Consider the following 15444-nt stretch of genomic DNA (forward strand, 5'->3'; position numbering starts at 1 on the left):
GGTAAATGTCTTTATCGGTGTAAGGTTTTGGCAATTTTTTATTTGTAGCCGGCTGCCTGTAGCTCAAATAACTCCGCATAGCGGTCGCCTTTTTGTAAAAGTTCTTCATGGCTTCCTATTTCCAGGATCTCTCCTTTATCCAATACGATGATCCTATCGGCCATGCGTACTGTTGAAAAACGGTGAGAGATAAGCACCGCGGTTTTCTTTTCAGTGATATCCGAAAAACGTTTAAATACTTCGTACTCCGAACGCGCATCCAAGGCAGCCGTTGGCTCATCGAGGATCACTATCTGTGCATTACGCATATAAGCCCTGGCAAGCGCTACTTTCTGCCATTCGCCGCCCGATAGCTCAACACCTGTTTCAAAATGCGTACCCAGCATTTGCTGATATTTTTTTGGCAGCCTATCTACTATGGGATGTGCCAGGCTTTGTTTTGCAGCGCTAATAATAAGGTCTTCCTGATCAATCCCTGCTATATCCCCCACAGCTATATTTACCGATGCAGGCATTTGGTATTTGATAAAATCCTGGAAAATGATACCCATTTGCGTCCTGATATCCTCGATGTTATATTCCTTTAAATCATACCCGTCAAGTGTTATGCGTCCCTCTGTAGGATCATATAAACGTACCAGCAACTTTACCAGGGTTGTTTTACCTGCTCCATTCTCCCCCACTAATGCCAGTTTCTCGCCGGGGCGAAGGGTGAAGTTCAAATGCCTGTTAGCCCATTTATCAGAGTTGGTATATTTAAACCCGACATTTTCAAAGGTGAAGCCTGACACAATAGGATCAGGAAATGGCCGTGGACTATTGGGGATTGTGATAGTGGGCATGATCCTGAAGAAATCAAAGAAATCCGTCAAGTAAATTGCTCCCTGTGCTACGGCGTTAAACCGCTTGGCGCTGTTTTGTACTAAACCACCCAGCTGCCTTATGGTTCCTAATAAAAGGGTTAATCCACCTATTGTAAGGCTCCCCTGTAGTACACGTTGTACGATATAAAAAAACACGATGTAAAACCCTACTACTCCCGGAATGCTTATCAAAGAGCTTATGATAAGTCGTTTTACACCGAATTTCCGCTTGGCATCATAAAGGTTATGGGAGATTTTTTTGAACCGGTTGATAAAAAAGCCCGAGAGATCAAATAACCTGACTTCCTTGGCTGCCACGTCGCTGCTGGCCACCAGGCTTAAATAGTCAAGCTCGCGTCTGGCCTGCGTTTGACTGCGTATTAAGCTGTAGTTTTTATTATTGAAATAAAATTCGCCCAGTAATGATGGTAATGTAACCGATAAAAGGATTACGATTATCCATGGATTAAAGGCTACCAACACCACTACATATGAGGTAATGGTGATCATATCCTGAACCTGGCTAAATACGTGCGTTAACAAAATGGCACGACCGGTAGTTTGTTGCCTTGCCCTTTCCAACTTATCATAAAACTGCGAGTTTTCAAACTGCACCAGGTCCAGCTTAGCGGCATGCTCCATGATCATGTTGGTGGTGTCATTTGTAAGACGCTCACCTAAAAGTTCGTCAATAAGCGAAGTGACTTTACCAAGTATAATTAATACCAGGATCAGTATAAATTCAATGGCAATCAATTTCCAGAGATAATCATATGACAGCGCCCTATTATGCGTTATGGCAATAGCCTCGTCAATGATGTACTTACCTACGCTAAGTAAACCAAGCGGAATAATTGCCTGCAAAATCCTGATAACGATATTACATAAAGTTAGCCGGGGGCTAACTTTCCAAACCAGGCTAAAAAACTTTGGAAGATTACGGTATGCAACCAATCTGTCCCTAATTGTTAATCCCATTCTTTTTGCGATTTATTAACCTAAGTAGTGTTGTAATATTTCAGAAAACTCTCTTGCGTTCAACTCATCAAAAATGGTTGAATGCTCCCCTTTAACTTCGTGTATTTTAACAGATTGAGCATAATCTTTCCAGGCATTTTTGTTTTCGAAGTTAACTTCCAGCTCTTTGTAAATGATCTTGTTAACCTTATCAATAAAGTAGTATTGCTGTGTCGCGTTAAACAAAACTATTTCGCCATTGTATGGCTTTATCTGATAATTATCAGCAGCCGTTTTTATTTGCAGCGTAATCCTGTCAAAAATATCCTGATCAACATTTGCAAGCTTTGATTCGGTGTTGCTAAACAGAGGCCCTATTTTCCTGGCCTTATACATAATAGCCTGTTTAGGGTGCTTCATCAACAAAAACAACTCAAACTTAACTTTGGTAGATATTACTGAAACCGATCTTTTAACCAATGATGGCAGGTTATTGTTAGGCTGTTCAACAACAGCTTCTGTCAATGGTTTCGCATCCGCGTCAAACATGGCAAGCATGGAGATCTTTTTACCCATGGCTTGAAGCTGACTGGCCATTTCAACGGCTATCATACCGCCAAGGCAATGACCAGCCAATGCGTAAGGCCCATAAGGGTTATCCAACAGCATTTCTGTTACGTATCGTTCGGCAATTCCCTCTATAGTATCCGGAAAATCAGCAGGATTACTGATGTGTAAAGGCTGCTGCAAACCGTAAACAGGCTGCTCCGGATCAAGCAGGTTCACAAAATCCTTAAACTTGAATGCCGTACCGCCGGCGCCACAAACTATATAAAGTGGTGTTTTATTACCGGTAGTTTTTATTGGGATAAGCGATTGCGTAAGATCAATATTTTGATTTTGCGACCTACGGTAAAGCTTGGCAATTGTTGGGTTAATAAACAGATCCCTGATGGTAATATTGATGCTCAATTCCTTTTTAACCGCGGCTATCAACCGCATAGCCAATATGGAATGGCCACCCAACTCAAAGAAGTTATCATGGATACTGATCTTATCGATGCCCAAAAGGCGCTGCCATATTGCTGCCAGTCCTTCTTCTGTTTTATTGCGCGGCGCTACGTAGTTATAGTTTAATTGTTCGGCCATATCAACATCAGGCAGGGCCCGTTTATCTACCTTGCCATGAGTTGTTACGGGCAGTTTATCAAGCAGTACCCATAATTTGGGAACCATGTACTCGGGTAAATGAGCAGTCAGGTATGCTATCAAGGCTGGTTTATCATACCCCGTATCTGATGTAACATAAGCTATCAGCCTGTTTACACCGTCGATATCTGGTTTTGATAACACAACGGCCTGCGAAACCAATCCGCTTTGAAGCAATACATTTTCGATCTCGCCAAGTTCTATACGGAAACCACGGATCTTAACCTGATCATCCATCCTACCAAGATATTCAATATCTCCATCAGGCAGCCAGCGTCCTAAATCGCCGGTACGATATAAACGTGTGCCTGGCGTTTCTGCAAACGGATCTTTTATAAATTTCTCGTTTGTTAACTCAGGTTGATTCAAATATCCTCTTGCCACCTGGATACCGCCGATGCAGATTTCGCCAGACACGCCTACCGGGCTTAGCTGATTTTCCTTGTTCAGAATATAGATCTGTACATTATCCATAGGTTTACCTATGGTTATAATTCCATCGGGCCTTATGGGTTGATGTGTTTGTGCGGCACATACGGTACATTCGGTTGGCCCATAACCGTTTAACACCTCTACACCTTGCAATTGTATATGCTTCGTAGCGGCCTCATTCAGGGCCTCGCCTGCAGAAATAACAACACGAAGCGTACCGGGCACATTTTCGATAAATTGCTGAAAAGCGGGCGGCAATATGGCGATCTCTACTTTTTGCTTTAGTAAAAGCTGACTAAATTCGTCGGCTGATAAAAGCGATTCTTTCGTGCACATCACCAGACAACCGCCGGTTAACAACGTGCTGAATATTTCATTACATGATGCGTCAAAACCAAATGATGCAAATTGCAGGAACCGCGTACCGTGCTTAAGCTTCAAGTCGCGTTTGTGGGCCAACACCAGGTTTACCACACTCCGGTGCTCAATCATTACCCCTTTTGGCCTGCCGGTAGAACCCGATGTATAAATGATATAGGCGAGTTGCTCGGCGGTAATGGATGAATTTAGTTTGTCTGCATCATACTTTGCCACATCTGTCCAATGTCTGTCAAGTTCAACTACCGGGATATTTGCCTTAGCAAATTTGTTACTGCAAGCGCTGCTGCTTACTACCAGCTTAGCGCCGGTGTCTTTCAGCATATAATCGATACGATCTTGCGGGTATTCCGGATCAAAAGGCACGTATACGCCTCCGGCTTTCATTACACCCAAAATGCCAACTATCATTTCAATTCCGCGCTCGATGCAAACAGGCACGATGGTTTCCGTTTTAACCCCATGAGCCTGCAGATATTTTGCCAGGCTGTTTGCTTTATCGCTCAACTGCTGATAAGTCAGTGTTTCATCTTCAAATGTCACGGCAACCGCTTCTGGTGTTTGGGCAACCTGCTGCTCAAAAATATCCAGAACGCTTTTATCTGTAGGATAATCAGCGTCCGTGGCGTTAAAGTTCTTTAACTGCTGTTGTTCTTCGTTCGAACTCAGCATGTTGATCCGTCCGATGATTTCGGCAGGACTTTGAACTACGGATTGCAGGATGGCGGTAAAATGACCAATCATACGCTCCATAGTCGCAGCTTTAAAGAGATCAGTGTTATAAGTCAATCCACCAACAAGGCCTTCTGCAGTCTCCACCAGATTTAAACTGATATCGAATTTAGACGTTGTATCGTCGGCTGTTTCGGCGCTTAATGTTACATCAGCCAATTTCAACTCAGGTATTTCAGGTGTATTTTGAAGTGTGAACATGACCTGAAACAGCGGACTGTGGCTCATATCCCTTTCCTTCACAACGGCTTCAACCACTTTTTCAAACGGCACTTCCTGGTGGTTATAAGCTTCGAGGGTTGTATTTTTCACCTGTTCAAGGAGTTTTGTAAAGGCTTCGCCGCCCTGTACATTGTTTCTTAAAACCAGCGTATTGATAAAGAAACCTATCAAACCTTCAATTTCCTGGTGGCTACGACCGGATACCGGTGTACCTACACTTATATCCTCCTGCCCGCTGTAACGGTAAAGGAGCACTACAAATGCCGAAAGCAATGTCATATACAGCGTTGTTCCCTGTTTACGACTTAAGGCATTTAAACCATCAACCAGTGATTTATCTACAAATACCGCCTCAGTTAAACCCTGATTACTTCTGATCAAAGGCCTGCGATAATCTGTAGGTAATTGAATGGCAGATATTCCCTCCAGTTTATCTTTCCAATAACCGAGCTTTTGTTCCAGCAGATCACTTTGAAGATGATTCCGTTGCCAGATAGCATAATCTGCATATTGTATCGGCAAGACAGGTAGCTCCGAAGTTTCAGCCTCAGTTCCTGATGCAAATGCTTTGTATAAAACGCCTAATTCCCGTACAAGAATTGAGGTTGACCAGCCATCTGAGGCTATGTGGTGCATGGTTAACAACAAAATATATGCTTCCGCACCAGTCTGAATCAGTTCGGCACGCAGCATATGATCCTGCGATAAATTAAACGGTCTGGCTATTTGGCGCTGAACATAATCTTGTAAATTAATGCCTACGGTTTCAATTTCTTCCAGGGAGGTTTGCTCTAACAGCCAATCACCCGCCGGTTTTATATATTGATAGCCACGCCCCTCATGCTCCCTTATTACGGTGCGTAAAACTTCATGACGACCAACTATCTGTTGGAATGCGCTCGTTAACGCCGGTATATTTAATTTACCGGTTAAACGTAATACAGCCGGAAGGTGATATTGTACAGAGCCTTCCAGCCTGTCAATAAACCACATGCGCTCCTGGCTGAATGATAGCGGGATATGCTCCGGACGCTCCTGTACACCTATGTTTGTAATATCTTCATCAACCTTACTTATATTTAAGCGGCTACTTAATTTGCTTACCGTAGGATAATCAAACACATCACTTATCGGCAACTCAACCATAAATGCCTTGCGCACCGCGGAGATCAGGCGTACAGCCAGCAAGGAGTGGCCACCAAGCTCAAAGAAATCATCATGAACGCCTATCGATTCTATCTCAAGGATGTCCTGCCAGATAGCGGCCAGTTTGATCTCTGTTTCGGTGGCCGGTTTGTTATCACGTTCCGCGGATACTTCAACTTCCGGATCAGGTAATAGCTTACGGTTTATTTTACCAGCCGCCGTTAACGGAATTTCTTTAAGTTCAACCAGGTAAGCGGGTATCATATATTCAGGCAGCTGCTCTTTTAGGCCTGCTATGATCGTTGCCCTATCAAATTCGCCGGAAGCAACCACGTAGCCTACCAGTTGGTTATTTCCCTGTTTATCGCGGCGGGCCAATACTATTGCCTGGCTTACCAATCTGCTTTGTTCCAGGATCCGGCTAATTTCGCCAGGCTCAACACGATAGCCCCTTATTTTTACCTGATCGTCTACACGGCCAAGGTATTCGATATTTCCTTCAGCATTATATTGTACGGCATCCCCCGTTTGATATATCAGGGCGCCATCATTGCTATACGGGTCAACTATAAATTTTTCTGCCGTCAACGCTACTTGTCCCTGATAACCTTTAGCCAATCCTGTTCCGCCTATAAATAATTGGCCGGGAACACCTATTGGGCACAATTGCAGATCTTTATTTAATACATATGTTTGCGTATTTGCAAACGGCCGTCCGATTGGAATAACTGTATGGTTTGCATCATTTACCTCATATAATAGTTTACCAATTGTGGTTTCGGTTGGCCCATAGTGATTAATGATGCGGCAATCGCTGTATTGCCTGATCTTGGAAACGATCTCAGTCGATAATGATTCTCCTCCAAAAACAAGCATACGAGCAGGCATCAACGGCTCATCTGCCGATAATGCTTTCCAATGCGATGGCACTATCTTGATACAATCTATCCGGTGATCTTCAAAATAAGTATGCAGTGCTTCAATGTGGCTCAATGTTTCTTTAGAGAAAACATGCAGTGTACCACCAAACAATAATGAGCTAAATAAAACGGTATTACCCAAATCGGTTGCAATGGTAGACATTAAACCGAATGTTTTGCAGGCGCTGATACCGATACGGTCATCCAGACCATAAACATAATCGACAATGTTTCGTTGGGTAATTTGTACCCCTTTAGGTTTGCCCGTTGAACCTGATGTATAAATCACATAGGCAAGATTATCCGGTGAGATGGCCCTTATCACATCGGTTTCGGGCTCAGCAGCCAGCTCCCAGTTTTGCTCATCAAGTTCAACAACTTTTAACCATTCTGAAATATCTGCCAGACTATCAGCAAATTTAGGAGTGCTTACAGCGATTTTTGCATTCGTATCTTCCAGGATATGGTTAACCCTTTCAAGCGGATAGTCCGTATCAATAGGTACATAAGCAGCACCTGCTTTCAGGATGCCTACAATGCCAACAATCATGGAGATACCGCGCTCGATATAAAGTGGTACTAATGTATCAGCTCCAACACCATAACGCTGCAAATGATGCGCTAACCGGTTTGAACGTTTATTTAATTCATCAAAACTAATTGACTGACCTTCATAGGTAACCGCGTTTGCAATTGGAGATTTTGAAACTATGTTGTCGAAGATATCAGCAATAGTTTTATCCGTTGGATATAAGCAAACACTCTTACCCAGCGTTAGTAGATTTTCTTTTTGCGATAGATCAAGCATTTCCAGTTTACCTACCGGCATTTCGGGTTCGGCTACTGCCGAAGCCAGTAAGGCACAGAAGTGCTGAACCATGGTTTCAATCCGCACCGAGCTAAAAATATCGGTCCGGTATTGTACGGCACATTGTAACCCATCAAGAGTTTCGCTTACAAAAAATGTAAGGTCGAACTTTACAGCAGATTGCTCATAATCAAAACCTGAAAGCTCGAGGCCGCTTAGTTTTAATTCGGGTACCGTTGGCGTATTACCCAATACCAGCATCACCTGAAATAGCGGACTAACGCCGGCCGTTCTTTCCTTTACAACGGCTTCAACCACTTTTTCAAATGGTACTTCCTGGTGCTCATAGGCTTCCAAAGTAGTTTGCTTTACCTGGGCCAGCAGCTTTGTAAAGGACTCGTCGGCGTTGATGTGGTTGCGTAACGCGAGGGTATTTACAAAAAAACCAATTAATCTTTCCAGCTCAGGATTTGGCCTGCCGGCGATTGATGTGCCTACACAAATATCATCCTGACCGCTATAACGGTACATCAATACATTAAAGGCTGATAACAGCGTCATGTAAAGTGTCACGCCGTGCTCCTGGCTTAACAACTGTAAGCCCTCGCTTAGCTTTTTGTCGATATTGAAGGTTAAGGTAGATCCTTTGCTGCTGTTACTTGCCGGGCGCACATGATCGGTAGGTAATTGCAGGGGCACTGCATCCTGAAGTTTCGATTTCCAGTATTGAAGTTTCTCTTCTAATTTATCTTCATGCAAATTATCGCGTAACCACAAGGCATAATCGGTAAACTGTAATGCAGGTTCCGGTAAATGTAATTGATTACCGTTGCTATAAGCGCTATATAAAGCGGCTATTTCATCAACTATTATTGGTAATGACCAAGCATCTGACGCGATATGATGGATGACCATTACCAATACGTGCGAATTGTTGTCAATGCTGATCAGTTCCGCACGAAGCATATCATCCGCTGCCAAGTCGAACGATTGTTCTATAAATGTATTGATATGCGAATTTAATGCCGCATCATTTTCAGATGAAGTCCGGGATAATTTCCATTGACCAGCAGGTTTTACAAACTGAAACCCATGACCGTCATGTTCCCTGATCACCGTACGCAATACCTCATGCCGGTTCACAACTTCCCTTATTGCCCGTTCCAAAGAACCGGCATCAAGAATACCTTCTAATTTTAAGACGCCGGGGATATGATATTGCACGCTTCCTTCCAACCTGTCTATAAACCACAACCTTTCCTGGCTGTATGACAGCGGGATATATTCCGGTCTTGGTTCTGCTTTCTGTATAGTTCCTTCTGTTGTCGTATTTTCAACTTCCAGTTGCTTTGCCAAATCCGCAATGGTCGGGTAAACAAACAGGTCACGGATCTTTAACTCCTTGTTCAGTTCCCTTCTTACCTGCGAGATCACCCGCATAGCCAGCAGCGAATGCCCGCCCAGTTCAAAGAAATTATCCTTTGTCCCTACCTTTTCTATACCCAGCAATTCTTCCCAGATTTTTGTCAGTTGCTTTTCTGTAGTTGTCTCTGGTGCTGTGTAGCTTTCTTCCTGGTTTGCTTCCGCTTCGGGCAATGCCTTCTTATCGGTTTTACCGTTGGGTGTTAAAGGCAGGCTGTCCAGTCTTACCCATAGCCTCGGCACCATGTATTCAGGTAACCTTTCGCCAAGGTAGTTCTGTAATTCCTGTTTATCGTAGGCTGCTTCTTCCATTACCACGTAGGCGGTCAATCTTTTCGTGCCCTGTTTATCGGCTTTGGCCAATACTACCGCTTGTCTTACGTTTTCGTTTTGAAGCAGCACCTGCTCAATCTCGCCTAATTCGATCCTATAGCCTCTGATCTTTACCTGGTCATCTATCCTGCCCAGGTATTCGATGTTGCCATCAGGTAGCCATCTGCCCTGGTCGCCGGTTTTATACAGCCTGGCATTTTTATCCTCGCTGTACGGATCTGTGATGAACTTTTCTTTTGTTAGTTCAGGCTGGTTCAGATAGCCTCTTGCTACCTGTACACCGCCAATGCAGATCTCACCCGGTACACCTATCGGGCTTAACTCGCCTGATGCGTTTCTGATGTAGATCTGCGTGTTTGATACAGGTGAACCGATCAGCGCGGCTTTATTTATATCGTTTATGGTATAATAGCTCGCGCATACCGTTCCCTCGGTTGGGCCGTAGCTGTTTACTACCTGTACTTTTGGATACAGATGATCTATAAAACCGGGTTGCAACAACTCTCCTCCGCTAATGATATAGCGCAGGCTTTGGATATCGATGTTATGGTTTGCCGATTCTTTGTTCAGGTAAGCGATAACTGTTGGCGTAGCGCTCAGGATCGTTATCCCTTCTGTTGCTAACAGATGCTTGATAGCATCCACATCTTTACCACCTTCTTTTACAATCACTACTTTGGCCCCTGTTACCAGTGCAGGATAAATTTCCTCACACATGGTATCAAATGATACCGATGATTGCTGAAGCACTTTATCTTCTTTAGTGATCTCGAAATAGTTCACAAACCCGTTGCAATAATTGATGATACTTCGGTGCTCCACCATTACTCCTTTGGGTTTGCCTGTTGAACCTGAAGTATACATCACGCACGCCAGCTGATTTGACTCGATAGCGATATTCAGATTCCCATTGCTTTGGTTTACTATGTCCTGATTATTATCAAGTTCGATAACCTGAGCGTTTATATCATTTAGATTTGCCCTGCCTGTGCTGCTGGTCAATATTATCGTTGCCAGAGTATCTTCAAGGATATGGCTGATGCGCTCTTTCGGGTAGTCCATATCAACCGGTATATAAGCTGCTCCTGCTTTCAGGATACCTAATATACCCGCCATCATATTGATGCCGCGCTCGATACAAATCGCTACAAGACTTTCTGTTTTTATCCCTTGTTTGATCAGGTAGTTTGCAATCTTGTTTGATTGCTCATTTAACTCCTGGTAGCTTACTATTTCTCCCTCAAACACCAATGCTGTTGCAGTTGGATTTGCTTGTACCTGCTTTTCAAACAGACTAACTATGCTCTCTTTAGGATATGCCACTACTGTTTCGTTGAACTTTTGTAGTTGTAGCTCTTCCGCCTGGCTTAACAACTTTAACTTGTTAAGTTGAGTTGCAGGTGTTTCAGTTACCGATGCGATCAGCTGTACATAGTGACCGGCCATCCTTTCAATGGTCTCTGCCTCATATAAATCGGTATTGTATTCCGCTACGATCCTGATCCCATCTTTAGTTTCCTCAGCGTTATAGCTTAGGTCATATTTGCTGGAATAATCACCTGCACGTTCGCCGGTGATTTTAATATCGCCCAACTCTAATGTCGGGATAACGCCTGTATTCTGCAGCACAAACATCACCTGGAACAACGGGCTCCGGCTCAAATCCCTTTCTTTTACTACCGCTTCTACTACTTTTTCAAACGGTACTTCCTGGTGGCTGTAAGCTTCCAGTGTGGTTTGTTTTACTTTGCTTAATAGTTCTGTAAATGTTTCTTCTCCGTTCAGGGCTGTTCTTAGTGCAAGCGTGTTCACGAAAAAGCCGATAAGTTCAGCAGTTTCTTCCCTATCGCGGTTAGCTACAGGCGTACCTACACAGATATCATCCTGACCACTATAGCGGTAAAGCAGCACTTTAAATATCGCCAGCAGCGTCATGTACAGCGTAGCTCCTTGTTCAAGACTCAACTGTTTTAATTGCGCTGCCTGTTCTTTGGCTATCGTAAACTCATATACCGATCCCCTACTGCTTTGTACAGCCGGACGCATATGGTCTGTCGGCAGTTCAAGTGTCGCTGTTCCCGATAACTTTTCTTCCCAATAGCTCAGTTTGCTTTGCAGTTTTTCGGCATTCAGATATTCCCTTTGCCAGATCGCATAGTCCGCATATTGGATCTCCGGTGCTTTAAGTTTTATTGGCTCGTTTTTGTTGTAGCTGCTATAAAGTTTGCTGAACTCCCTTACCAATACCGGCATCGACCAGCCATCTGCCGCGATATGGTGCAGCAACAGTAGCAGGACATATTCATCTTTTGCTGTTGCGATCAGCTCTGCCCTCAACATATCATCCTGTGACAGGTCAAAAGGCCTGTTTACTTCCTGGCTGATATATGCTTTGAGTTCTGCTTCGTTTTCGTTTATTCCGCTTTGTTTTAGCGTCCAGTTGTTAGCTTTAATATATTGGTAACCTTGTCCCTCATGCTCCCTGATCACGGTACGCAGTACCTCATGGCGCTCTACCACATTTCTCAGCGCGTTTTCTAACGCATTGACATTTACCTCGCCGGTTAGTTTTAGCACAGCGGGGATATGATATTGAACGCTGCCTTCCAGCCTGTCTATAAACCATAACCTTTCCTGGCTATAGGACAGCGGGGTATATTCCGGTCTTGGGTTTACTCTTTGTATCGTGCCCTGTGCTGTGATGTTTTCTACTTCCAGTTGTTTGGCCAGATCCGCAATGGTCGGGTAAACGAACAGATCACGAATTTTCAGCTCTTTGTTCAGTTCTCTTCTTACCTGCGAGATTACCCGCATAGCCAATAGCGAATGCCCGCCCAACTCAAAGAAATTATCCTTTGTACCTACCTTTTCTACACCAAGCAGTTCCTCCCAGATTTTTGCTAATTGCTTTTCGGTTTTGGTTTCCGGAGCAGTGTAGCTTTCTTCCTGGTTTGCTTCCGCTTCAGGTAGTGCACGTTTATCGGTTTTACCGTTGGGTGTTAATGGCAAACTGTCCAGTCTTACCCATAGCCTTGGTACCATGTATTCCGGTAACCTTTCGCCAAGGTAGTTCTGTAATTCCTGTTTATCGTAGGCTCCTTCTTCCATCACCACGTAAGCCGTCAGCCTTTTAGTGCCTTGTTTATCCGTTTTGGCAAGCACTACTGCCTGCCTTACGTTCTCGATCTGTAGTAATACCTGTTCGATCTCGCCAAGTTCGATCCGGTACCCCCGGATCTTTACCTGATCATCTATCCTGCCCAGGTATTCGATATTGCCATCCGGTAGCCATCTGCCCTGATCGCCTGTTTTGTACAGCCTGGCATTTTCATTCTCGCTATACGGATCTGTGATGAACTTTTCTTTTGTCAGTTCAGGCTGGTTCAGATAGCCCCTTGCCACCTGTACACCGCCTATACAGATCTCGCCAGGTACGCCTATCGGGCTTAACTCGCCCTCTTTATTCCTGATATGGAGCTGTGTATTTGATACAGGCGCACCGATGGGTACAATCTCAATATTCGGATCTTTCTCTAAATCGCTCCAATACGTAACGTCTATAGCGGCCTCGGTTGGGCCATATAAATTATGTAAGGCAACATGCGGTAATTTGCTTCGGAACAGTTTAATCTGCGCTGTTGTCAAGGCTTCGCCACTGCATAATACATGCTTAAGTTCCGGGCAATCCCCTTTTTCGATATCAAGCAAAAACACGCTTAACATTGATGGCACAAAATGAAGGAGTGTTACGTTTTGACGTTCTATTACCGATTTCAGATAAAGGCTATCGCCTTGCGCGCCGGGTTTGGCAAAAACGAGTTTAGCGCCGGTTAGTACAGGCCATAAAAGTTCCCATACAGATACGTCAAAGCTGAATGTGTTTTTTTGGAGTACGGTATCCTCATCGGCCAACCCGAAATAACTTTGTGTCCAGGCTAACCTGTTCACTACCCCGCCATGCTCGTTCATAGCACCCTTAGGTTTGCCTGTTGACCCGGAAGTATAAATTACATAGGCCAGTTGATCGACAGTTATTATCGTATCAAGGTTGCTGTTATCCTGTTCTGAAATCAGTTCCCAATCTTTATCCAGCTCAATTACCTGTAATGTACCAGCCTGAAGCTTTGAAGTTCCGGCTCCGCTGCTTAACACAATTTTAGCCGCACTGTCATTAAGCATGTAAGCTATCCTATCAACAGGATATTCGGGATCAACCGGAATATACGCACCGCCGGCTTTCAGTATGCCAATTATGCCTATCAACATTTCAAAACTTCGCTCCAGGCAAATGGGTACCAACGTTTCCTTAGCAACTCCCTGTAACTGAAGATAACGGGCTAACTGATTAGCTCGTTCATTTAATTTCTGATAAGTAAGTGTATCACCTTCAAACTTTACGGCGATGGCCTCAGGTGTTTTCTTCACCTGCTCTTCAAAAAGGCTTACCAGGTTTTTATCTGCCGGATACGATGCGGCTGTATTATTAAAACCTGCCAAAATCGATGCTTCAGCAGGAGTAAGTATAGAAATTTCGTTTAGTGTTTTTACAGCCCCTTCAGTAACCTGCGACATCACGTAAGTAAACTGATCAACGATAGACTGTACATAGCTTGTTTCTAAAAGATCTGAATTATAATTAAAAGTAAAGTTCAAACCATCGGCATCGGCAATTAAAATAGTTAAAGGGTAGTTAGTTTGTTCGTAAGTATTGGCGTTCTCAACTTTTAACGACCATTGTTTGGCGTTTATAGCTTTGTTTACAGGATAGTTTTCAAAAACCAGGATGCTGTCAAACAGATCGGTTTTTACGCCCGCCCACGCTTTGATATTTTGAAGTGTAGCATGCTGATAATTTCTTGAAGCAGCCTGATCGGACTGCAAACCCTGCAACCAGTTAATTATTTCCTGGTTATCAAAAGTAGCCTTAAACGGTATGGTATTGATAAATAAACCCACACGCTGTTCTACATCTGTCAATTCATCTGGTCGGCCGGAAACTACTGTACCAAACAATACATTCTGATTACCAGTGTACCTGTTCAACAGCAATGCCCATACACCTTGCATAAGGGTGTTTAAAGTGATACGGTGTTTCTTTACAAAAGCATTGATCAGCGCCGAGCTATCTTTATCAAATACTTTGCTAACCGAAAGAAATTTGGCTTTTAAAAGTGCAGTGTTTGTTTTTTTAACAAAAGGCAACGAAGTCCCTTCGCTTACACCCTGCAGATAATTTCTCCAATAACTTTCCTCTGCCCATTTATCCCTTCGCTCCAGGAAACGGATAAAATCTTCATACTTGTCTTCTGGTGTTTGGGCAAGAGCTTGTCCTCTTAACAAAAGCTCATAGGCTTCTAAAAACTCGCTCATCAATACTGGTAACGACCAGCCATCAAACAGGATATGATGAAAACTCCATAACATCCGGTAACGGCTATCATTTAACCTAAATAAAGAAATGCGCATTAAAGGCGGCTTATCAAAATCAAAGCCCCGTTCACGATCGGTAATTAAAAACTCATCAAACGCTGTAGTTTGTGATGCAGCATCCAGCTCACTGTAATCAAACTCTGCTATGGGAAGAGTTACATCCCGATAAACACATTGAACAGGAATACTGAACGACTCATAATAAAAGCCGGTACGCAAAATGGTATGCTTTGCAATAACTTCGGCCCAGGCCGCTTTTAGCACGTCAAGATCGGCATCGATGATATCGCACGTAAACTGCTCAATGTAGCTGCCAAACTGCTCATTGTACAGGCTATGAAACAACATGCCTTCCTGCAAGCCGCTTAACCTGTAAATAGAAACTACATTTTTTTGGTTACCTGCTGATAGTTTAGGAAGATTAGAAATGTACCTGATTAATTCATCTTTATGAGTTTTGATAAAGTTAATGATCTCGCTGTTGTTCTTTACAGCGTTTATCTGTTCCGGGGTAACCTTGTTCTTATTCGCATTTAAATTAAGCTTCTCATTATCTACCGATAACGAAAAGTTCATTTTTTCAAGGTTTAAT

The 15444-nt window shown here is 43.5% G+C and carries 2 protein-coding genes; both read right to left on the reverse strand.

Annotated elements, in window-relative coordinates:
- Window positions 1–38: 38 nt before the first annotated feature.
- Window positions 39–1841, reverse strand: coding sequence for an ABC transporter ATP-binding protein (locus DEO27_RS12835; RefSeq protein WP_112565437.1), 1803 nt, complete (start codon window positions 1839–1841; stop codon window positions 39–41).
- 15 nt (window positions 1842–1856) lie between these two features.
- The gene (locus DEO27_RS12840) at window positions 1857–15428 is read right to left on the reverse strand and encodes a non-ribosomal peptide synthetase (RefSeq protein WP_190295401.1); all 13572 of its coding nucleotides are present in this window, start codon (window positions 15426–15428) and stop codon (window positions 1857–1859) included.
- Window positions 15429–15444 lie beyond the last annotated feature (16 nt).

This window comes from Mucilaginibacter rubeus (assembly GCF_003286415.2).
Classification (GTDB): Bacteria; Bacteroidota; Bacteroidia; order Sphingobacteriales; family Sphingobacteriaceae; genus Mucilaginibacter; species Mucilaginibacter rubeus_A.

Bases quoted from the DNA above. Each gene is read 5' to 3' on its own strand.
- DEO27_RS12835 (WP_112565437.1), bottom strand. From the start codon at position 1,841: ATGGGATTAACAATTAGGGACAGATTGGTTGCATACCGTAATCTTCCA.
- DEO27_RS12840 (WP_190295401.1), bottom strand. From the start codon at position 15,428: ATGAACTTTTCGTTATCGGTAGATAATGAGAAGCTTAATTTAAATGCG.